Raw genomic sequence first — 20,828 nt, 5'->3', positions numbered from 1 at the left:
GCCAAATATTTCGCCGCCCTAACATGATTTTAACGAATATGATTGCGCTCTCAACCGAGCTTGACGACCTGGATCTTCGCCTCCTCGAAGCCCTTCAACGCAATGCTCGAGCGACCTTTGCCGAGTTGGGCGCCGTCGTCGGCCTGCGCGCGCCGGCCGTGCACGAACGCGTGAAGCGGCTCGAGCAACGCGGGCACATCCGCAGCTACGGCGCACGTGTCGACGCCCGGCGCCTCGGCTATGCGTTGACGGCGTTCGTCAGCTGCTACACCTCCCCGGATTGCGACTACGACGCGTTCATGCAGCGGCTCGGCGCGATTCCGGAGGTGTGCGAGGTGCACTCGGTCGCGGGCGAGGAGAGCTACATGTGCAAGGTCGTCACGCGCTCGACACAGCACCTCGACGATCTGCTCGCGCGGCTCAAGGCCATGCCCGGAATGGCGCGCACGCGCACGACGATCGTGCTCTCGACGCCTTTCGAGCGCGACGGGATCGCATTCTCGTGATCGTTCGCAGCACGCGCGCCTGCCGCTTCGGCTCCCACCGCGTCCTCGATCCGCCGGGCGCGCTCGCGCAAGCCGCGTGGCGCCTCGACGCAACGCCCGTTGCGTACGAGAACGAGATCCTCTGCGACGTGGATGCACTGAACATCGACTCGGCGTCATTCGCGCAGCTTCGGGCGGAATGCGGCGACGACGTGCACGCGATCGGCGAGCGCATCCTCGCAACCGTTCGCGAACGCGGCAAGCAGCACAATCCCGTCACGGGATCCGGCGGCATGTTCGTCGGCCGCGTTCGCGAGGTCGGAACGGCGCTGCGCGATAGCGTAGCGCTGCAGGCCGGCGACCGCATCGCGTCGCTCGTCTCGCTCACGCTCACGCCGTTGCTGCTCGAGCGCGTCCTCGGCGTCGATCTGGCGACAGGTCACGTGCAGGTGCGCGGTACCGCAGTGCTCTTCGAAAGCGGCTCTTGGGCTACGCTTCCGACGGACCTCGACGATCGCGTCGCACTCGCGGTCTTCGACGTTGCCGGCGCGCCGGCGCAGATGCGCCGTCTCTGCCGCCAGGGCGATACCGTCGTCGTGATCGGCGCCGATGGCAAGAGCGGCATCCTTTCATGCGTCGAGGCCAAGCGGGCAACGGGGTCGAGCGGCAGGGTCATCGGCGTCGTGCCCAACGCCGCTTCCCCGGGCGCCCGGCTCGTCCGCGACCACGGCTTCGTCGACGTCGCGATCGAAGCCGACGCACGCGACGCGTTGCAGATTTCGCAGCGCGTCGGAGCAGCCGCGCCCGGCGGCGCCGACCTCGTGGTCAACTGCGTCAACGTTGCCGGAACGGAGGCGGGCACGATCCTCTGTGCCAAAGACGGCGGCAGCATCTATTTCTTCTCGATGGCAACGTCGTTCACCGCAGCCGCGCTCGGCGCCGAGGGTCTCGGCAAGGATGTGACCATGATCGTCGGCAGCGGTTTCGCCCCGAATCACGCCGAGATTGCGCTCGAAACGCTGCGATCGCATCCGGCCGTGCTCGCCCACTTCACTACTACGTATGGACGGAAATCATGATCGAGCTCTACCCATTCAAGCCACCCGCCCCGCACGATGTCTTCGCGTATCGCGATCTGCTCGGCGGTGAGTTCTGGCGCCACGTGCCCGCGTATGCAAACGTGGACGAAACGGAGTTCCTCGACCATATTTGGCAGCAACGCCACTCCGTCAAGACCCCCGAAGAACTGCTCGCGACCGTGCGGGACCTCGCCTCCCCAGAGTTCATTGCCGACGCGGAGCTCGGCTTTCACCGCGCGCCGATGGCGGTGCGCGTTTCACCGTACGCCATCGCGCTCGTCGACTGGAGCGACCCGTACCGCGATCCGATCCGCCGGCAGTTCATACCGGTTGCCTCCGCGTTATTGCCCGACCACCCTGCCTTGACGTTGGACTCGCTGCACGAGCAAGCCGATTCCCCGGTTCCGGGACTCGTGCATCGCTACGTCGACAAGGCGCTCTTCCTGCCGCTGAACGTCTGTCCGGTCTATTGCCGGTTCTGCACGCGCAGCTACGCGATCGGGCCGGACACGGAGAACGTCGGGAAGGTCGAGCTCGCGAAGTCACCCAAACAGTGGCAAGACGTCTTCGCGTACATTGCGAGCCGCCCAGAGCTCGAGGACGTCGTCATCTCCGGTGGCGACGCATACCAGCTTCCGCCGAAGAACCTCGAGCTCATCGGTGACGCGTTGCTCGACATCGACCACGTGCGGCGCATGCGCTTCGCAACGAAAGGCCCGGCGATCATGCCGATGAAGCTGCTCACCGACCATGCATGGGTCGACGCTCTGACGCGCATCGTCGAGCGCGGCCGCAGCATGGGGAAGGACGTCGTCCTGCACACGCACTTCAACGCCCCGGAGGAGATCACGGAGATCACCCAGCGAGCGATGCGCGTGCTCTTCGAGCGCGGGATCTTCGTTCGCAATCAATCGGTCCTGATTCGCGGAGTCAACGATGAGCCCGAGCGCATGCAGCGGCTCGTCAAGCGGCTCGGCTACGTGAACGTCCATCCCTACTACGTCTACATGCACGACATGGTCAAGGGCGTCGAAGACTTGCGCACGACCGTTCAAACGGCGGTCGACGTCGAGAAGTTCGTGCGCGGGAGCACGGCCGGCTTCAATACGCCGACGTTCGTTTGCGACGCACCGGGCGGCGGTGGGAAGCGCGACGTGCACTCGTACGAACACTATGACCGTGAAAACGGCATTGCCGTCTACGCAGCGCCGTCGGTAAAGCCGGGCCGAGCCTTCATCTACTTCGATCCGATCGATCGGCTCGAGCCCGCCGCACGCAAGCGCTGGCGGGACGAAACCGTCGCGCAGGAGATGGTCCACGAGGCCTTGCGACGCGCCGGCGCCGGCGACGACTCCTTCGTCGTCGCATAAGTGCGCGTCTGCATCTTCTGCGGCGCTCGGTCCGGGCGCGGTGACATCTACCGCGCGATCGCGCGAGACGTGGCGCGCGCGATCGTCGCGCGCGGAGATTCCGTCGTCTACGGCGGCGGGCGCGTCGGGATGATGGGCGCACTCGCCGACGCGGCATTGGAAGCGGGCGGCGAGGTTATCGGCGTGATCCCGGAGGCTCTCGCCAGCGCCGAGATCGCGCATCAAGGCATCACCACGCTGCACGTCGTCGATTCGATGCACGCTCGCAAGGCGCTGCTCACCGCGTTGAGCGACGCGTTCGTCGCGCTACCGGGCGGCATCGGGACGATGGACGAGCTCTTCGAAGCGCTCACCTGGCATCAGCTCGGGATCCACGACAAGCCGGTCGGCATCCTGAACGCAGCCGGCTACTACGACCCGTTGTTCTCGCTGCTCGACCGCATGTTCGAAGAAGGCCTGCTTCCGGCATCGACGCGCTCCTCGATCGTCACCGGCAATGCGATCGAAGCGCTGCTGGAGGAGCTCTTCGCCGCGAACCGTAGAAGCGCGCATGGCTGAACACAGCGCCGCCGACGCGTTGCACGAGGCGGGCGAACGGGCGGAACAGTTGGAGTCCGGCTCCAAGCTCGTCCCGGTGTGCGCCGCCGTCATCGCGGTGCTGGCGGCGATCGCAACGCTCTTCTCCAACCACAGTTCCGTTGCCGGCCTCGAGAGACGTACCCTTGCGGGCATCATGCAGACGCGCGCTGCCGATCAGTACGGCTATTACGAGTCGAGCCGCATCAAGATCGAGGTGAACCAAGCGCTAAGCGAATCGCACCTCGTGACGAACCCCACCGCGCTGCACACGATGCACGCGCGCATCGCGAAAGAAGAACGCAAATCCGGCGGAACGCTGCGCGTCGCGCACAACGACGAAGCTTCGGCGCACGTTCAGCTCGCCGATGCCGAACGCTCGCTCGGGTCCTACGAACGGTACGAGGTATCGGCGACGCTCTTCGACGTCTCGATCGTGCTCGTTTCGATCACCGCGCTCACGCGCGGCTCGAAGGCGTTACTCTGGCTCGGTCTCGGCCTGACCGTCGTCGGCTTGGGCTACTTCACCGCCGGCTTCATCCACATTTAAACGCTAGGGAGCTAACAGCCGCTTAGCGGAGGCCTACAGGCGCGACGAATTCCCTAAAGGGCGACTACTCGGTTAGTGCCGCTGCGATGATGCGTTCCTGCTCGACCGCGTGCTGGCCGGCGTATCCCTCCGACGGGCTCGCGCGATAGGGGCGCCCGACGTACGCGATGTCGAGCGACTTGTCGAGCCGCTCGAGCAAGCGCCGCCGCACGTGCGCTCGCGCGCCCATGTTCTTCGGCTCCTCCTGCACCCACAGCAGCGTCTTCACGCCGGAGTACGAGTCGATGACGGCGCGGAGTTCCTCGTGCGGCAGCGGTGCGAGCATTTCGACGCGCACGATCGCGGTCTTGCGCGTCTTCTTGTACTGCTCGCTCTCGGTGAGATCGTAGTAGATCTTGCCGGTGCACAGGATCAGCCGCTCGATCTTCTTCTTGTCCTTGACGGCCGGGTCGTCGATGACCGAGCGAAATGCGCCGCGCGCGAGCTCATCGATCGTACCGTACGAGGCCTCGTGCCGCAGCAGCGATTTCGGCGTCATCAGCACGAGCGGCGCGGGGGCACCGTCGCTTGCCTGCAGCCGAAGGACATGGAAGTAGTTCTCCGTCGTCGACGGATATGCGACGCGCAGGTTGTTCTCCGCGCTCAACTGCAGGAAGCGTTCGAGCCTCGCGCTCGAGTGCTCGGGACCGCCGCCCTCGTAGCCATGCGGTAACAGCAGCGTGAGCCGCGATTGCTGCCCCCATTTGGCCTGACCGGCCGAGATGAACTGATCGACGACGATCTGCGCGCCGTTGAAGAAGTCGCCGTACTGCGCTTCCCAGAGCACGAGCGCGTCTTGCGCGACCGCGCTGTAGCCGTACTCGAAGCCCATGCAGGCGTACTCCGAGAGCGGGCTGTTGTGGATTTCGAACGAGGCGCGCGCGCCGTCGAGATGGTGCAGCGGAACGTACCGCGCGCCGGTCGCGACGTCGTGCCAGACGGCGTGACGGTGGCTGAACGTGCCGCGCTCGGTATCCTGGCCGGTGAGGCGTACCGGAATCCCCGCGCAGACGAGCGACGCGAATGCCAACGCTTCGGCCGTTCCCCAGTCGACGAGCCGGCGCTCGCGCACGACGCCGCGACGGCGCTCGAACTGCGTCTGCAGTTTCTTGTTGAGCGCGAAGCCGGTGGGAACTGCGACGAGCGCGTCGTTCCACGCAAGCAGTTGTGCCGTATCCGGCGCCCGCAGCGCCGGCGCCGCCGGCGGCGAAGCGCCGGCGAGCTCGGCGAGAATGCCTGCGAGGCTCGCACCGGTGCTCTTGACGCGCCGGTGCGCCTCCTGCAGCGCCGCCGTCGCCTCGGTAGCGAGCTCGTTTGCCTCCTCAGCGGTGAGAATCGACTGCGCGGCAAGCTTGTTCGCGTAGAGCTCGCGCGCCGTCGGATGAGATTTGATCGCCTCGTACATGCGCGGCTGCGTGTACGCCGGCTCGTCGGTCTCGTTGTGCCCGACGCGGCGGTACCCGATGAGATCGATGAGGACGTCGCGCTCGAACGTGCGGCGGAAGGCGACCGCGAGGTGGACGGCGGCAATGCATGCGTCGAGATCGTCGGCGTTGACGTGCACGATCGGCAGGTCGAAGCCCTTCGCGAGATCGGACGCGTAACGCGTCGAGCGCCCGTCCTGCGTCTCGGTGGTGAAACCGACCTGATTGTTTGCGATGACGTGCAGCGTACCGCCGGTCGCGTATCCCGGGAGCGCCTGTAGGTTGAGCACCTCGGAGACGACGCCTTGCCCGGTAAATGCGGCGTCGCCGTGAATGAGGATCGGTACCGCCTTGCGGAGATCGTGGCTCGCCAGGGGCACGGAGCGATCGGTCTGCAGCGCGCGGCTCGCGCCCTCGACCACCGCGTCCACAGCCTCGAGATGGCTCGGGTTGTTTGCGAGCGTCACCTCGATCGCGGCGCCGGAGGTGCGGTAGGTGCCGTGCTCTCCGTGGTGGTACTTCACGTCGCCCGTCACGTCTGCGTCGCCGACGCCGCTGCGCTCGTTCGCGGCTTCGAACTCGGCAAGGATCTCGTCGTACGGAAGATTGAGAATGTGCGCGATCGTGTTGAGCCGTCCGCGGTGCGCCATGCCGATGACCGCATGCTCGACGCCGTCGGCGGCGAGCAACTCCAGCGTCTCTTCGAGCATCGGGACGAGCGCGTCGAGCCCCTCGAGCGAGAAGGTCTTCTGGCCGAGGAACGTCTTGCGCAGATAGCGTTCGAACGATTCGACGCGCGTAAGACGGCGAAGGATCTCGCGCCGCCGCTCGGGGGAGAACGCGATCCGGTGCTTGCCAGACTCGACGTAGTCGCGCAGCCAGCGCCGCTGCTCGGTGCTCGAGATGTGCTCGATTTCGAATGCGATGGTCGAGCTGTACGTCGCACGCAACTCCGGAATCACCTCGGCAAGCGTGTTGCCGGGAACCTTGACTTCGAGCACGGCGGCGGGCACGGCGCTCTGCAACGCGGGGGTCAAGCCGTACGTCTTCGGGTCGAGCGACGGGTCACCGGAAGGCTCGCTTCCGAGCGGATCCAAGTGCGCGGCGAGATGTCCGTGCGTGCGATACGCGGCGACGATGGCCATTCCGGCAGCCACCGCGCGCAACATCTCCTCGGAGGGGCCTTTCTCGCGCGAGGGCTCGAGCGCGACCGTCTGCGCTTCGCGCGGAATCGGCGGCGCCAGCGCCAATGCCGAGAAGATCGACTCGTAGAACTCTGCGCGACCTTGCAGCAGCTCGTCGACGCGGCGAAGGTACTCACCGGATTGGGCGCCCGCGATGACGCGATGGTCGTAGGTCGAGGTCATCTGCATCACTTTGGCGACGCCGAGCGAGCGCAGCGACTGTTCGCTCGCGCCGGCGAGGCCGGCCGGAAATCCGATTGCGCCCGTCGCGATGATCGAGCCCTGACCTGCCATCAGCCGCGGCACCGAGGCGACGGTTCCGATGCCGCCCGGATTGGTCAGCGTAAAGGTCGCGCCGGCCACGTCGTCGGCGGCGAGCTTGTTTTCGCGCGCGCGGGCGACGAGGTCGTCGTACGCGGCATGAAAGCGCACGAAATCGAGCGCGTCCGCATTCTTGATGACCGGAACGATGAGAAAGCGCGTACCGTCCTTGCGCTCCGTGTCGACGGCGAGCCCGAGATGAATGCCCGCTTCGACGCGCTGCGGTCTTCCTTGCTCGTCGCGCCGGAAGGAATGTGTCATGAACGGCAGCTCGTGCGCGGCACGCACGAGCGCGAACGCGATCACGTGCGTGAACGAAACCTTCTCGCTTCGGCCTGCGGCACGCAGTGACGCGTTGATCTCTCGGCGACGCGCGTCGAGCGCATCGACCGATACGGTGCGGAAACTGGTTGCCGTCGGAACCGAAAGGCTCTGCTCCATGTATCCGGCAAGCGCTGCGGCGGGCCCCTTGAGCGGCGTAACCTGAGCGTGCGATGGAAGGGGCGGCTGAGGCGGCGCAGCGGCGCGCTTCGCGCTTTCGACCTGATCGAGCACGTCTTGACGAAGGATCAGCCCGTTGGGACCCGAGCCGCGGACGCGGGCGATCTCGAGATCGCGGCGTTGCGCGATACGCTGGGCTTGGGGAGTCGCGACGGCTTCTGCGGTGCGCGCTCCGGTAGGCGCCGCGGGCGGCGGAGCCGGCGGCGCGGGCGTCGCCACCTGCGCTTTCGGCTTCGCCCTTGCCGCGGCACCGTTACCCAATGCCTTCGTGGTGTCGATCTCGACGAGATCGGAGCCGACTTTGACGGTGGCGCCCTCATCGGCAAAGATGCGCGTGATCACGCCCGAGGCCGTCGCCGGCACCTCGACGTCAACCTTGTCGGTCGTCACGTCGACGAGAGGATCGCCCTCGGCGACGAAATCGCCGATCTTCCTGCGCCATTCGACGATGGAACCTTCGGTGACGGACTCACCCATCTCGGGCAGCGTCACCTTGACCGATGTTTGCATCACGCTGGTTCGTTCACGCTTCTCGGAGATTCTATCGCCAACCTAGCTCCTAGGAGCCTAAAAATAGCGCGCCGGAAGGGCGGGGAAGCTCACGATCGCGTTCCGGCGAAAGGCCGGTCGCTCGTGTGACAGCACGAAACCGGCGATGTCGTAGGCGTCCTGAAGAGAGAGCGACCCGGGCGCGTTCTTCGGCATGTTGTAGTAGACGAACCCCGTCATGCGATCGACGTGCGCCATCCCAGCACCGTTGTTGAACGACGCCGATCCCCATAACGGCGGAAACGCCCCTCCGCCCGCACCGTTCGCTCCGTGGCACGCGGCGCAGCTCTGCGCGTAGAGCACCTTCCCTCGGCTGCGATCGGGCCGACCGTTCGGCAGCGCGATCGCAAATCGCTGCGAGCTCGGCACGCCTCTGCCGGTCGGCGTCCCGCGTGAAAGCCACGCGATATATGCGACGAGCGCGGTCATCTCGCGACTCGTGTACGCGGGGGGACGGCCGTTCATGCTGTAGAGAAAGCACTCGGCGAGGCGATCCTGAAGCGTGATGACGCGCCGCGCGCGTCCATTCCATTGCGGAAACGCCGCGAACGTGCCGACGAAGCTGCCGCCCCGCGCTTGCGTGCCACCGCCGATGTGGCATGCGGCGCAGTCCATGTTCGCGCGAACGTCGCGCGGCAGAACCCGCCGCGTCTGCATGATGATCTTACGGCCGTACGCGATCTCTCTGCCGAGCGCTCCGCTCGGCAGCGCCGCGGAGTCGTACGCCGCTGCCTGCGGCGCCGCATGCGCGCACGCGGCGACCGCAAGCGCAAGCGCGCAGACGGCGACCAGACGCATCGGCCTAAAACGCGAGCGTAAGGTACGTATAGCGGTACTCGGCCTGGAGGACGGCGACCGTCGCGACCATCGACGGCACGACGAGTGCGCCGCGAATCAGGTGGGTGAGCAGATCGTCGGCAACGTCCTTCGGCGTCGCCCCCGACGGGGCAAAGCCTTGCGCGACGAGATTGCGCGACTGCTCTTCGATCGCCGTGTGACACGCCAGGACGATCAGCCCGCGTCGCTGCAGCATCTCGAGGGACGTGTCCTGGTACATGCCGTGCTCGTCGTCCGGGCTCGCCTGCGGATCGTATCTGCTCTTCGCCGGATAGTGAACGTCCGAGGTCAGCGGCGTGCCGTTCGTCGCGGCGATCTTGTAGAACTCCGCGAGACGGTACTTACGCCACATCGCGTCGGAGAGCACGTATGCCGTGGACGGGCCGTGATTCGCCATCGCGACCGCGATCGCGCCCGGCGCGTAGCCGTAGCCGAACTGCAGACCGTTGAACGTGTTCTTAATGTTGTTGAGCGTCGTTGGGTTGAACGCGATCGACTCGACGACTTGACGGATCCTCGCGGGGCGGCCGACGACGCGCGCAAAGGCTGCCTCGTCGAAGCTCGTGCGCCGCTCCACCAAGGCGGTGCCGCCGGGCACGGCGGCGTTAGCCGTCGCGGTGCTCGCTCCAACGGCAAGCGCGCTCGACGACATGAGAAACATGCTGCGGTTCATGCGACTCGATTCTCCGCTACGGTGCGGCTTCCCACCACTAGGGAGCGGTGCGACGAAGGTCAAACGTCTTGCTGCGTGCCCGCGGTACTGACGATGCTCTTGGTCCTCGTCGTGGGGCTTCTCTGCGGTGGGGCCGCCGCGTGGATCGCCTCCGAACGGCGCACGGAGCGCCTGCGCGCACGCGCCGAAGCCGCCGAGCGCGACCTCGCGGCGAGCCGCGCGCATCTAGCGGCCAGCTCGGGCACGCAAGAACAGGCACTGAGCGCGCTGCTCGAGCGCGCCAAAAATGAAGTACGGGACGCTACCGCCGCGCGCGCGGGCGAGCGGGTCGGAGATCTCGTCAGGCCGATGAACGAGCAGCTGAACCAGTTCAACGCACTCGTCGGCGGCCTCTTGGCACGCACCGAGCGCCTCGAATCCGCTGCAACGACGCTCTCGTCGCAAACCTCGTCGCTCGTCAGCGCGCTTCGCAATCCAACCACGCGCGGCAAGTGGGGCGAGATGCAACTGCGCAACGTCGTCGAGCGCGCGGGCATGCTCGAGCACTGCGATTTTTCGGAGCAGCAGACGGTTGCCATCGAAGGCGTGCGCGTGCGACCCGATTTGACCGTGCACCTTCCCGGCGGACGATGCGTCTTCGTCGATGCGAAGGCTCCCCTCGACTCGATGCAGGCGTCGCTGGAGGCTCCCGACGACGCGTTGCGTCAAGAGCTCGCGCACAAGCACGTCAAGGCATTGCAAGACCACGTCGACGCGCTCGCGCGCCGTGGATATCAGACGGCCAAAGGCTCGGTGGACTTCGTGATCCTGTTCGTACCGGGCGAGTCGTTTTTGAGCGCTGCCTGCAACGAGGACCCGATGCTCACCGAGCGCGCACTCGACAAAGGCGTCATCGTCACCGGGCCGATACAACTGATCAGTATTCTGCGCATGTTTGCTACAGGCTGGCAGGCCGTGCGCCAGGAAGAGAACGCGAAGCGCATCGCGGCGATCGGCAAGGAGTTGTACGAGCGAGCGCAGCGCTTCGCGGAGCATCTGCTCAAACTACGCCGAGGGCTCGAAAGCACGGTCGACGCCTTCAACACCGCGGTCGGGTCGTACGAAACGCGCCTGCTGCCGCAAGGGCGCAAGCTGAAAGACGAAGCCGCGCTGCCGGGTGACGACCTTCCCGAGATCGCCGCGATCGACAACGCGGTTCGGCCGATTACGGCGCTCGATGCCGCGCCGGAACCTACTCGCATCCCGCGCAAACAAGAACTCTTCCCACCCGCCTAAACGGGTAGTGGTCCCTTTTGAAAAAACGCGCGCCTCGGCCGGTACCCTGCCCGTGCCCGTAGCGGCCTAGCCGTGCCCCAAGTGGGGTGTTATTAACTTAGAAACACGGGATGGGTTTAACTTGAAGCCTTGCCTCACATGAACTTTCGACGCATGAAGGCCTTGACGTCACTCGCGTCCAGTTCAAACCATTCACCATTCTTGCGCCTTTCCTGAAACCGCTGATGCCAGTAGCCTTCGATGCCGACGGGGTCATCCGTACGAATCATGTGAACGGTCTTAACCTTGTCGGGAAGTTGAATTGCCAGCTCGCGTTCCCGGCGTCCCACAGCGTTGGTGCGTCCGATTTTGTAGTGGCGCCCGGACTTGATGAGGTAGACAAAGCCAAAGGCCTCCTCGACGGGTTCCTTGGTGGCCCTTGCGCTACTACCTTGCGGCATACTTGCCGTTACCGTAGTACACGCGTCGATGACGTCGCCGTAGCCTTCGCGACTTTCACAGTACTGCCTTACGCGGGCAGCAAGTGCGCCTCGATTGCCAAAGCGCTCGAACGTCTTAGGGGAAGGGAATGAACGATCAGTCCGACGCCGTAGGTCCATCTCGGGTCTCGTGGGAAACGTTCCAAGTGCGCGAATGAGCTCAACAAGGCTCTCTATCATATGTTCGTCGGTATGCGCTGCTTGAAATTCGTTAGGCTCGTATCCCGCCTCGCGAAGCGCGTCACCCCATCTAGCCCAGTATCTTCCTAACCAATCGGACTCTTTAACTCCGCTGTTTGCGAGGAACTCATCTCTCCCTGGCGCTCGCCCGATACTAGCAGCGACGCGCTGTATTTCTGCGACAATGGAGTCTCTGGTTATGCTGCGCTTATCCATTTTGCCCGTGCTGTTCTTTCAACGCAGGTCCGCACACCGAAGCGAGAAAGTCGCCAACCGTAGCTATTTGATGCGGCAACCGCTTCGCACAAATGTTCATCCTAGCAGTTTCATGCCGCTAGCCCACCGCGCATGAGATCAGGCAAGTTTGCGAGATCGTGGAGTGTCCAGAGGCGATCCGTGAGCCCTGCTGCGATTGCTGGCGTCGTCTTGATCGTCGAGTGCTTGCGGCAGAAATTGTAGTAGGCGAAGTTCAAGGCGATTGCTCGCTGTAGGTTCTCGGCCTTCTTCGAGAAGCCATTCGTTAGCCGCGTGAACCGACGCATCGACACACGCATCGTGAGGTTCTGTCGCTCAACGTAGGCGGTCGAAATATGGTCGAGATCGGGAACGCCCCAAGCTTTCGTGCGCTGAACGCTCTTCACGACCATCGGGCTATACTTGCGCTCAGGCGATTCATCGTCGAGAAGCCCGTAATCCTTAACCTCCGTGCCGTAGTCAGCGCGTGCGAAGTGGCGACGGATCGCTTCTGCGTAGGAACCGAGGCCGTCCGTCGTGATCTGTACCTCCGGTGAATCGACGCGCGAAGCGAGGTCGCGAACGAAGGCGTCCGCGTCCTCTTTGAGCCGCTTCCCGAGATACCATGACGCGATTAACTTGGTGTCCGCGTCGATGGCGACCCAAGTCCAAAGGTCGCCGACGCCATCGGCTCCGCGCAGGTGCGGCTTGAGATTCCGTTCCTTCGCGTGGCAGTAGCTCCAGATTTCATCGAGCTGGAGCCGCTTGCACTTGAGACCGCGCAGCGTTTCGTCGAGGTAGGCTTCGCAGGCATCGCCCACGTCGGCCAGGAGCCGAAGGATGGTTTTCTTGTCGATCCCGACCATACGGCAGGTCCCACGGATGGAGTTCCCCTCGACGAGCGCCGAGAGGGCCTGAACGCGGAGGGCCAGCGGGAGACGGTTCATACTCCCCATTATGCGTGACCGGTCTCGGATTTGTCAAGCGTAAAGGGGCGCCGATTCGGTATAGCGCTGCAGGTATCCGGAAATAGTTGGATGAATCATGGCCTTATTGTGGTTGTACCGCGGCGCTGTTCTAGCTATAGTGCCGCTAGAACCCGCCGCTGAGAGGTGCTCCATGCCGCTGTCGAACGAAATGCGCCGTCTACAAGCCAAATGGCTAACGGGAACGTCCTGGCCCCAACGTCTCGATTGGGTCGAGATCGACGGGATAAGGGGCTGGACGGGGCAACGGGTGACCTTCGCCTTTCCCATCGTCGCCCTGGTCGGCGAGAACGGGTCCGGCAAGAGCACGATACTCCAAGCTGCCGCGGCCGCGTACGCCGTTACGTCCGGGCACGAACGGTACGCATCCGATTTCTTTCCGGACACACCGTTTGAGAAAGTAAGCAAAGCGTCCATTCGATACTCTTTCAAACAAGGCGGCAAGTCACAAGAAGCCTCGATCCGCAAGCCGGGACCCCGCTGGCGCGGTAACCCTGGTCGCCCGCGGCGGGACGTTGAGAACATCGACCTTCGTCGAATCCAGCCGGTGGGAGCACGGGTCGGCTACTCGAAGTTGTTGACACCTGGAGCGTCTGAGGGCACTCACAAGGCTTTTGACGCCGATAAATTGGCGCGATTGTCCGCCGTCATGGGACGCGAGTACGCAGGCGCCGGTCTATCGACGACCACGGCTGATAACAAGAGATTTATCCCTGTCCTCAAGGCGGGCGGAAGCAGATACTCAGGTTTCCATACCGGTGCCGGGGAGCTTGCTGCGGCTGAATTGCTCGCGAAAGACCAGCCCCCGTATTCTCTTGTCTTAATTGACGAAGTCGAGACTTCATTGCATCCAAGAGCGCAGCGAAAACTGCTCAACGATTTAGCCCACCTTGCACGCACGAAGGAAGTTCAGATTATCCTGAGCACGCACTCTCCGTACGTGCTTGACGAGCTGCCGCCTGAAGGTCGCGTTTATATCATGGATGGCGCTTCTGGTAAGACGATCATCACGGGCGTCAGTCCGGATTTCGCGATGACGCGCATGGATGACGAACCGCATCCGGAATGCGACGTTTACGTCGAGGATAAAATGTCGGTCATTTTTGTGACCGAGGCTTTAGTCGCCGCAAACGAACGGGAGGTCTTGAGTCGGATAAAGGTTCTCCCCTATGGGAGCGCTTCGGTTGGGCATGCCCTCGGTCAAATGGTTTCGGGAAAACGATTTGGCAGACCCACAGTTGTGTTTCTCGACGGGGATCAGGACAAATCGGTTGGTTGTAACCTACTACCCGGTGAGGACGCGCCGGAGCGTGTCGTGTTCGGAGCCCTAAAGCAAATCGCTTGGATAGGAGTACATGATAAGATCGGTAGAAGCGCGTCGGAAACCATCGACGCGCTAAACAAGAGCATCACGATAGCGGATCATCACGAATGGGTACGGAGCGCTGCCGATTCCTTGGTTGTGGGCACGGAGGTCCTTTGGCAAGCTATGTGCGGTGCATGGACAACACACTGTACGAAGTCCGCCATCTTGGATTCCATTGCATTACCTATTAAGGACGCCCTGGGAGCTTAGCGCTTTTTCCCCCACCGGGCGATCGCCGCTTTCTTGGCGCTCGCTTTACGCTGCACGGCGGTTAGTTTCTTCGCTCGCGCTGGTCCGCCGCGTAGGCCGCCTCTGCGTCCTAGCTCGACTGCCGCCGCGTTCTTCTCCAGCGGCTGAACCTTCTCCGATTCGCCTGTGACTTGATCGAGTATGGACCGAGCCGCTAGGTTCGGATCGGATGGGGGCTTGCGAGACCGCTTAGGCATACCCCAAGCGTAGCACAAGCCCGCACCGAATCCTACCTCACAGCGGATTCAAAAGGGACCACTACCGCCTAAACGCACCGTATTGACTACGAGCGCAATCGATTCCGCTGCCGCAACGATGAAAGCGTCGCAGAGGGAGAGCCGGTCGCTCTACGAGATCGAGGCTATTCCCCCATTTAGCAACGAGCATGGCCGTACGCACTTTCGAAGATATACATGTATGTCCGTACATCATATCGCGACGGGCCAGGTCAGGGCACCTGCGCGCGTGGGTGTTGCCTCAATGCGGCGAGGGGTGCGCCCGCTCCCAGCCTCGCAGCGCGGCGAGCGTGTTCGCGACGTGCTGCGACGGATCCAGGTTCGTATACGTGTAGATGATCGTTCCATCAGGCACGATCACGTACGAGGTGCGGTTCGCATAGGCCGTATTTTGCGGAAGAACGGCGTCGTAAGCCTTCGCCACGGTTAGCTGCGGATCGGCCGCGACGGGAAACTTGCTGCGGCACTCGCTTACTGAAAAACGATTGAGGGTGGCGATCGTGTCGTGCGAGACGCCTATGACCGTCGCGCCGAGCGCCTTGTATTGATCGATTGCCGCGGCGAAGTCGTGCGCCTCGATCGTACATCCGGGCGTGAAGGCCGCCGGATAGAAGTAGAGGACGACCGGACCCTTCTTGAGCGCGTCGGCGAGATTGAACGTATAGACGGTGCCGCCCAGGGAGGCCTGCGCCGTGAAATCGGGAGCCTTGGTTCCCAGGCCGAGAGAGGCCGAAGCGGCCGCGGTCGCTGCCACCGCCGCAAGCGTCGTGGCTACGATGAGTCGTGCGAACATGGAACCCTCCTGCGCCTGCAGCGCAAGCGATAACTTCGAGCAGCCGCGGCCGGAGCCCCGTCAGACTCCGATGAGCTTCGCGAGAATCATCCGCTGGACTTCGTTCGTTCCCTCGCCGATCTCGTTGATCTTTTGATCGCGATACATGCGCGACACGGGATATTCATCGATGAAGCCGTAGCCGCCGTGAATCTGAACGGCATCGTTGACGACGCGATGCGACACCTCGCCGGCATAGAGCTTGGCGAGGCTCGCGCTGTAAACGTAATCGCGTCCGTGATCTTTCTCCCACGCTGCCTTGAGCATCATGAGCTTGGCATGCTCGATCTGCACGATCATGTCGACGAGCTTGAACTGGATCGCTTGAAAGGAGGCAATCGCTTGGCCGAATGCGTGTCGCTCTTTCGCATAGTTCATGGCCTCGTCGTACGCGCCCATCGCGAGACCCACGGAGAGCGCGGCGACCGAGATGCGGCCGCCGTCGAGGATCGTGAGAAACTGACGAAAGCCTTCACCGCGCCGGCCCAGGAGATGATCTTCGGGTACGGCAGCGTCGGCGAACGACAGCTCGCGCGTGTCAGAAGCGCGCCAGCCCATCTTGCGATACTTGCGGCTCCGCGTGAAGCCGGGGGTCTCCTGCGGCACGACGATGTTCGATATCTCGGACTTGCCGTCGTCGCGAACTCCGGTGACGGCCGTGATCGTCGTGCCGCCCGTAACGTCGGTGCCGGAGTTGGTGATGAACGCCTTGGTCCCGTTGATTCTCCACGCGCCGTTCTCGAGCACGGCGCGCGTCTTGCAGTTCGCCGCGTCGCTTCCCGCCTCGGGCTCGGTCAATCCGAATCCCCAAAGCTGCTTGCCTTGTGCCAGCGGAACGAGGTAGCGCTCTTTCTGCGCCTTCGTTCCGAAAAGGTGAAAGGGCATCGCGCCGAGCGAGACCGCGGCGGCCAGAGTAATCGCAGTCGACGCATCCGCTCGCGCGATCTCCATGACGGCGAGCGCATAACTCATCGTGTCGGCGCCGACCCCGCCGAATTCCTCGGGAAACGGAAGACCGAAGAATCCCAGCGCACCCATTTTCGCCACCAAATCGTAGGGGAAGCGCTCCTCGCGGTCCATCTCCTCGGCCCGCGGACGGACCTCGTTTTGCGCGAACTCTCGCGCGAGACGTTGAATTGCGAGCTGATCCGGCGTTAGGTCGAAGTCCATGGCCCGAAGGTATAGGTCCGGGCCCTGCGCAAAACCCTCCCTTCCACGATGATCTCTCTGCGTGGCGTCTCGCTACTCTATCCCAACGGCGTTCGCGCTCTGGACCAGGTGAGTCTAGAGATCGCGAAGGGTGAGTTCGTCTTTCTGGTCGGCCACTCGGGCACGGGAAAGTCGAGCTTGCTCCGGTTGCTCTATCGCGAAGCGCCGCCGACGACGGGTGAAATCACCGTCGACGGCATTCGCGTCGACCGGCTCCCCGCCCGGCGCGTGCCCGCGCTGCGCCGTCATCTGGGCGTCGTCTTTCAAGACTTCAAGCTCTTGCCGGACAAGACGGTCTGGGAGAATGTCGCGTTCGCCATGCAAGTCACGGGGGCACCGACGAAAGAGATCATGCGCCAGGTACCTCGCGCGCTCGACCTCGTGGGGCTCTCGCATCGCAGCCGTATGTATCCAGACGAGCTCTCGGGCGGAGAGCAGCAGCGCACGGCAATCGCGCGCGCACTGGTGAACAACCCGAAGATCCTGCTCTGCGACGAGCCGACCGGCAATCTCGATCCCGCGAATACGACCGAGATCGTGGACCTTCTGTTGCGCATCAATCTCAAAGGAACGACCGTCGTCGTGGCAACGCATAACCAAGCCGTCGTCGATCGCATGCGGCGGCGCGTCGTGCGTCTGGAGAACGGCAAGATCGCCACCGACAAGGAACGGGGTTACTATTATCTTGGACTGGGGCAGGGTCAAGTTCTTTCTGGGTGAGGTTGCGCGGAGCTTCTCCCGCAACTCACTCATGCAGCTCACCGCGATCGGCACGGTCGCGGTGACGTTGATGTTGCTCGGCGCGTTTCTCTTCATTCGCACGACGCTCGCCGATCTCGGCAACGGCATGCTGCAGCAGATCGAGATTTCCGTCTACGTGGACCCGAACGCGACGCCGCACGAGATCGCCGCGCTGCGCGCATCGTTTCGCGCGGATCCGCGCATCGCGTCGGTCGCGTTCATCCCGAAGAGCGAAGGTCTGAAGGAGCTTCGAGACCGGACGCGCGGCGTGATCGATACCTCGTTGCTCACGGAGAACCCGCTTCCCGACAAGTTCCGCGTCCGCGTGCACGACCCGGCGCTCGTCCCCGCCGTCGCAGCGGACCTTCGCCGCCTCACCGGGGTCGGCAACGTCGTCTACGGACAACAAGTCGTGCAACGTCTCCTGCGCCTGGGCGAGGTTCTCCGGCGAGTCGGCATGGCGCTGATCGCCCTCTTCCTCGTCGTCGCGGGGATCATCATCTCGAACACCACGCGCATCGCCGTCTACGCGCGCCGGCGCGAGATCGGCATCATGCAGCTGGTCGGCGCAACCAACATGTACATTCGCATGCCCTTCATCTGCGAAGGGCTCGTCGTCGGAATGCTCGGATCCGCAGCGGCGGTCGTGCTCCTCGTCGCCGCGCGCGAAACGCTCTGGCCGCGAATGCTCGAAGCGCTGCCCTTCGTGCAGTTCAACGTGGCCTCCGTCGACGTCCCGAGCCTCATACTGCAGCTCTTCCTCGTCGGCGGTATCATCGGCGCGAGTGCTGCGTGGTTCGCCGTCGGACGCCATCTTCAGACGTGATGCGACGGCTGCTCGCCTGCCTGCTGCTCGTGGCAATGCCCGCCGGTGCGGCGGCGGCGTCCCGCGCGAGCGTACGCCTGCACGAAGAGCACGTGCAGCACATGAGGACGCTCGAGCAGCGCATCAGAGCGCAGCGATTGCGCACCGAGGAACTGCATCGGCGCCTGCACGTCAAACGCGTGCAGCTCCACGCCGCGGCTGCGCGGGTGAACGATCTCCAGTCGCAGCTCGATCAGACCAACGCCGCGATCTCGACGGTCGACGCCACGCTCTCGCATCTCGGCGCCGAGCAGCACGAGACGGAGCGGCGCTTACATTGGTACGCGCTGCAGCTCGTGGCCGCGCAACGCTCGCTGCAGCTCCAAGACTCCCTGCTTCGCCACAGGCTCGTCGACATCTACGAATACGGCTCGCCAAACTACCTGAGCGTGCTGCTGGCGGCAAGATCGTTTAGCGACTTCGTCGAGTCGTGGGACGACCTGCGCCTGCTGATCGCCGCGAACCAGCGCGTCGTGCGCCAGCGGCAGGCAGCGGCCAAGCGCGTTCTCTCCACCGAGCGCGCGCTCGAAGCGAACCAAGTCGCGCTTCAGGACGAGGAGCAGCAGCAAGCGCAGGCGCGCTCGCAACTGGGGTCGCTTGCCGCCGAGCGCGTCAACCTCGTCTCTCTCGCCGATAGCGACCGGCGACACATCGCGACGCAAGTTGCGAACATGGAAGATCTCTCTGCGGCCCAAGAAGCGCAGCTCGAAGCGCTGATCCAGCTGCGCACGCGGGAGATCGAAGCGGAGCAAGCATCGGGCCGGCGCGCAGCCGGGATCGCCGGCGCGCCCATCCGCTCCAACGGACGCTTCTCGTGGCCGGTTACCGGCCCCATCACCTCGCCGTTCGGCTGGCGATCGAATCCTTTTGGCGGCGGACCGGATTTTCACCCAGGGCTCGACATCGCGGTTCCGGTGGGAACCACCGTAACCGCCGCGGCGGCAGGGACGGTTATCATGGCACAATGGTATGGTGGATACGGAAACTACATTTTGATCGACAACGGTAATCACTACTCGACCGGCTACGGGCATCTCTCCGCGTTCTACGTCTCGGCAGGACAGGTCGTCCAGCGCGGGCAGGCCATCGCCGCCTCGGGGAACACGGGGTATTCGACCGGTCCCCACGTCCACTTCGAGATCCGCTACAACGGAAAGCCGATCGACCCCGCTCCGAGGCTCAGCCATTGAACGTCCGCACCACAATCATCGCGCTTCTCGTCGCCGTCCTCGTTGCCGCCGGCGCGTTGTACGTCGGCAACCGCAGCGGTGCCTTCGGCACGCAGAACGGCCTGCCGCTTCGCATCGCGGCGAGCGGCAGCATCGGCGATCTCTTCGGAGGACCGTCCGACGATCAACTCGTCGGCATCGCCCTCATGCAGCTGGAACGCGCGTACTACAAGCCGATCGATCCCCAGACGCCGTTCCGCGGCGTCACGAGCGCGCTCGTCTCATACCTGCACACCAGGCACATCGTGGCGAAGCTTCCGGCCGAACGGGCAACCGGGAATCCGGCCGTGGATGCGTCGCGCCTGGAGACCGAGGTCGCGTACGCGCAATCGCACTACGGTGCGGCCGCGGGCCGAGATCAGATCCTCGAGCAAGCGCTCACGGGCATGATGAGCTCGGTCGACGATCCGTACACGGTGTATCTGTCGCCGCGAGAGATTCAACAGTTGACCGAGACGCTGAACGGCGGCAATTTCGGCGGCATCGGCGTCTACATTTTCCCGCTGCGCAACCGCGAGATATTGCTCCAGCCCATCGAAGGGCTACCGGCAGAACGCGCTGGAATGAAGGTTCCGCTGATCCTCGACAGGGTGAACGGCACGCGCGCCGGCGGGCTCTCCTCCGACGGCGTTCAGGCGCTGATTCGCGGACGCGCCGGCACGACCGTCACGATCCAAGCCCATCCGATCCAGGCACCCAAGAGCGTACGCACCTTTCGCATCGTTCGCGAGATCATTCACGTTCCGACCGTGCACGCCAAAATGGAGAACGGCTTCGATTACATTCGTCTCTCCGAGTTCGGCGAGACGTCCGCTAGCGAGATCCATGCCGCATTGCTCGACGGTCGCGCTCGCGGCGCGAAGGGCTACATCCTCGATCTGCGGGACAACGGCGGCGGCCTGGTCGACAGCGCCGTCGCGATCGTCAGCTATTTCGTTGCGCGAGGAGCCACCGTCGTCTCCGAGGTGGATCGCGCCGGGCGCGTCGCGCCTCAGTACGCCGACGGCGCAACGATCGCCGGGCTGCATCCGCTCGTGATTTTGGTCAACAAGTACACCGCGAGTGCCTCGGAGATCACCGCGGGCGCGCTGCAAGATTACCACTTGGCGACGCTCGTCGGGACGCAGACCTTTGGAAAGGGCGTCGTGCAGAGCATCTACGTCATGCCAGGCAACCAGGGCGCACTCAAGATCACGATCGCGCGCTACGTCACGCCGAGCGGCCGTGACATCGAGCATCGCGGCATCCGCCCGGATATCATCGTCAATCAGAGCCCCGATCCGCGCCTCATCGACACCCCGGCAGATAAGCAGCTCGCCGCCGCCAAGGCCCGTCTCCGGCAACTCGCGAATCCCTAAC

18 protein-coding genes are annotated in these 20,828 nt (G+C 64.0%); 11 read left to right on the top strand and 7 right to left on the bottom strand.

Annotated elements, in window-relative coordinates:
- Positions 1-38 precede the first annotated feature (38 nt).
- The 5 genes from VMV82_09510 to VMV82_09490 are packed head-to-tail and all read left to right on the top strand — an operon-like array spanning position 39 to position 4,060.
- Complete coding sequence (locus VMV82_09510) at positions 39-506, top strand: Lrp/AsnC family transcriptional regulator (protein HUY41789.1); 468 nt, start codon at positions 39-41, stop codon at positions 504-506.
- A complete protein-coding gene (locus tag VMV82_09505; GenBank protein ID HUY41788.1) occupies positions 503-1,564 on the top strand; it encodes an L-erythro-3,5-diaminohexanoate dehydrogenase in 1,062 nt (353 codons plus the stop codon). Before VMV82_09510 ends, VMV82_09505 begins: the two co-directional genes overlap by 4 nt.
- Positions 1,561-2,934: a KamA family radical SAM protein gene (locus tag VMV82_09500; GenBank protein ID HUY41787.1), complete on the top strand. Its 1,374-nt coding sequence runs from the start codon at positions 1,561-1,563 to the stop codon at positions 2,932-2,934. The genes VMV82_09505 and VMV82_09500 overlap by 4 nt, the downstream gene beginning before the upstream one ends.
- On the top strand, positions 2,935-3,492 hold the full coding sequence (locus tag VMV82_09495; GenBank protein HUY41786.1) for a TIGR00730 family Rossman fold protein: 558 nt from the start codon (positions 2,935-2,937) through the stop codon (positions 3,490-3,492).
- Positions 3,485-4,060, top strand: coding sequence for a DUF4337 family protein (locus VMV82_09490; protein HUY41785.1), 576 nt, complete (start codon positions 3,485-3,487; stop codon positions 4,058-4,060). Before VMV82_09495 ends, VMV82_09490 begins: the two co-directional genes overlap by 8 nt.
- 64 nt (positions 4,061-4,124) lie before the next feature.
- On the opposite strand, the gene VMV82_09485 is transcribed toward VMV82_09490, so the two are convergent.
- From VMV82_09485 to VMV82_09475, 3 genes are read right to left on the bottom strand one after another with little or no spacing between them, the layout of a single operon-like run.
- Positions 4,125-8,039 (bottom strand): multifunctional oxoglutarate decarboxylase/oxoglutarate dehydrogenase thiamine pyrophosphate-binding subunit/dihydrolipoyllysine-residue succinyltransferase subunit, encoded by a 3,915-nt coding sequence (locus VMV82_09485; GenBank protein ID HUY41784.1) that lies wholly within the window; start codon positions 8,037-8,039, stop codon positions 4,125-4,127.
- 57 nt (positions 8,040-8,096) lie between these two features.
- A complete protein-coding gene (locus VMV82_09480; protein ID HUY41783.1) occupies positions 8,097-8,876 on the bottom strand; it encodes a c-type cytochrome in 780 nt (259 codons plus the stop codon).
- Positions 8,877-8,880: 4 nt separating this feature from the next.
- Entirely contained in the window at positions 8,881-9,588 is a 708-nt protein-coding gene (locus VMV82_09475; GenBank protein HUY41782.1) for a hypothetical protein, read from the bottom strand.
- A 75-nt stretch (positions 9,589-9,663) separates the two neighbouring features.
- Here VMV82_09475 and VMV82_09470 point away from each other — a divergent pair, with 75 nt between their 5' ends.
- Entirely contained in the window at positions 9,664-10,863 is a 1,200-nt protein-coding gene (locus tag VMV82_09470) for a DNA recombination protein RmuC (GenBank protein HUY41781.1), read from the top strand.
- Positions 10,864-10,997: 134 nt separating this feature from the next.
- On the opposite strand, the gene VMV82_09465 is transcribed toward VMV82_09470, so the two are convergent.
- Together VMV82_09465 and VMV82_09460 are read right to left on the bottom strand one after the other, a co-directional pair.
- Positions 10,998-11,303: a GIY-YIG nuclease family protein gene (locus tag VMV82_09465; GenBank protein HUY41780.1), complete on the bottom strand. Its 306-nt coding sequence runs from the start codon at positions 11,301-11,303 to the stop codon at positions 10,998-11,000.
- A 545-nt stretch (positions 11,304-11,848) separates the two neighbouring features.
- A complete protein-coding gene (locus VMV82_09460) occupies positions 11,849-12,703 on the bottom strand; it encodes a DDE-type integrase/transposase/recombinase (GenBank protein HUY41779.1) in 855 nt (284 codons plus the stop codon).
- Positions 12,704-12,875: 172 nt separating this feature from the next.
- Between VMV82_09460 and VMV82_09455 the strand changes: the two genes are divergently transcribed.
- The gene (locus VMV82_09455; protein HUY41778.1) at positions 12,876-14,318 is read left to right on the top strand and encodes an AAA family ATPase; all 1,443 of its coding nucleotides are present in this window, start codon (positions 12,876-12,878) and stop codon (positions 14,316-14,318) included.
- Positions 14,319-14,834: 516 nt separating this feature from the next.
- Here VMV82_09455 and VMV82_09450 read toward each other — a convergent pair.
- The gene (locus VMV82_09450; GenBank protein ID HUY41777.1) at positions 14,835-15,386 is read right to left on the bottom strand and encodes a peroxiredoxin; all 552 of its coding nucleotides are present in this window, start codon (positions 15,384-15,386) and stop codon (positions 14,835-14,837) included.
- A gap of 60 nt (positions 15,387-15,446) precedes the next feature.
- A complete protein-coding gene (locus VMV82_09445; GenBank protein HUY41776.1) occupies positions 15,447-16,595 on the bottom strand; it encodes an acyl-CoA dehydrogenase family protein in 1,149 nt (382 codons plus the stop codon).
- A 48-nt stretch (positions 16,596-16,643) separates the two neighbouring features.
- Here VMV82_09445 and ftsE point away from each other — a divergent pair, with 48 nt between their 5' ends.
- The 4 genes from ftsE to VMV82_09425 are packed head-to-tail and all read left to right on the top strand — an operon-like array spanning position 16,644 to position 20,827.
- On the top strand, positions 16,644-17,354 hold the full coding sequence (gene ftsE, locus VMV82_09440; protein HUY41775.1) for a cell division ATP-binding protein FtsE: 711 nt from the start codon (positions 16,644-16,646) through the stop codon (positions 17,352-17,354).
- Positions 17,320-18,201 carry a permease-like cell division protein FtsX gene (gene ftsX / locus VMV82_09435; protein HUY41774.1) on the top strand — a complete coding sequence of 294 codons (882 nt, stop codon included), beginning with the start codon at positions 17,320-17,322 and terminating at the stop codon, positions 18,199-18,201. The genes ftsE and ftsX overlap by 35 nt, the downstream gene beginning before the upstream one ends.
- The gene (locus VMV82_09430; protein HUY41773.1) at positions 18,201-19,430 is read left to right on the top strand and encodes a peptidoglycan DD-metalloendopeptidase family protein; all 1,230 of its coding nucleotides are present in this window, start codon (positions 18,201-18,203) and stop codon (positions 19,428-19,430) included. The genes ftsX and VMV82_09430 overlap by 1 nt, the downstream gene beginning before the upstream one ends.
- Positions 19,427-20,827: a S41 family peptidase gene (locus VMV82_09425; protein HUY41772.1), complete on the top strand. Its 1,401-nt coding sequence runs from the start codon at positions 19,427-19,429 to the stop codon at positions 20,825-20,827. Before VMV82_09430 ends, VMV82_09425 begins: the two co-directional genes overlap by 4 nt.
- The last annotated feature ends 1 nt before the right edge of the window (position 20,828 follow it).

The organism is Candidatus Dormiibacterota bacterium (genome assembly GCA_035532035.1).
Taxonomy (GTDB): Bacteria; Vulcanimicrobiota; Vulcanimicrobiia; order Vulcanimicrobiales; family Vulcanimicrobiaceae; genus Tyrphobacter.
This window is presented reverse-complemented; position numbering and strand designations above follow the sequence as displayed.

What these genes read in the sequence shown, in the direction of transcription:
- VMV82_09510 (HUY41789.1), top strand. Translation starts at nt 39, where the DNA reads ATGATTGCGCTCTCAACCGAGCTTGACGACCTGGATCTTCGCCTCCTC.
- VMV82_09465 (HUY41780.1), bottom strand. Translation starts at nt 11,303, where the DNA reads ATGCCGCAAGGTAGTAGCGCAAGGGCCACCAAGGAACCCGTCGAGGAG.
- VMV82_09485 (HUY41784.1), bottom strand. Translation starts at nt 8,039, where the DNA reads ATGCAAACATCGGTCAAGGTGACGCTGCCCGAGATGGGTGAGTCCGTC.
- VMV82_09480 (HUY41783.1), bottom strand. Translation starts at nt 8,876, where the DNA reads ATGCGTCTGGTCGCCGTCTGCGCGCTTGCGCTTGCGGTCGCCGCGTGC.
- VMV82_09445 (HUY41776.1), bottom strand. Translation starts at nt 16,595, where the DNA reads ATGGACTTCGACCTAACGCCGGATCAGCTCGCAATTCAACGTCTCGCG.
- VMV82_09490 (HUY41785.1), top strand. Translation starts at nt 3,485, where the DNA reads ATGGCTGAACACAGCGCCGCCGACGCGTTGCACGAGGCGGGCGAACGG.
- VMV82_09455 (HUY41778.1), top strand. Translation starts at nt 12,876, where the DNA reads ATGCCGCTGTCGAACGAAATGCGCCGTCTACAAGCCAAATGGCTAACG.
- ftsE (HUY41775.1), top strand. Translation starts at nt 16,644, where the DNA reads ATGATCTCTCTGCGTGGCGTCTCGCTACTCTATCCCAACGGCGTTCGC.
- VMV82_09460 (HUY41779.1), bottom strand. Translation starts at nt 12,703, where the DNA reads ATGAACCGTCTCCCGCTGGCCCTCCGCGTTCAGGCCCTCTCGGCGCTC.
- VMV82_09450 (HUY41777.1), bottom strand. Translation starts at nt 15,386, where the DNA reads ATGTTCGCACGACTCATCGTAGCCACGACGCTTGCGGCGGTGGCAGCG.
- VMV82_09430 (HUY41773.1), top strand. Translation starts at nt 18,201, where the DNA reads ATGCGACGGCTGCTCGCCTGCCTGCTGCTCGTGGCAATGCCCGCCGGT.
- VMV82_09475 (HUY41782.1), bottom strand. Translation starts at nt 9,588, where the DNA reads ATGAACCGCAGCATGTTTCTCATGTCGTCGAGCGCGCTTGCCGTTGGA.
- VMV82_09500 (HUY41787.1), top strand. Translation starts at nt 1,561, where the DNA reads ATGATCGAGCTCTACCCATTCAAGCCACCCGCCCCGCACGATGTCTTC.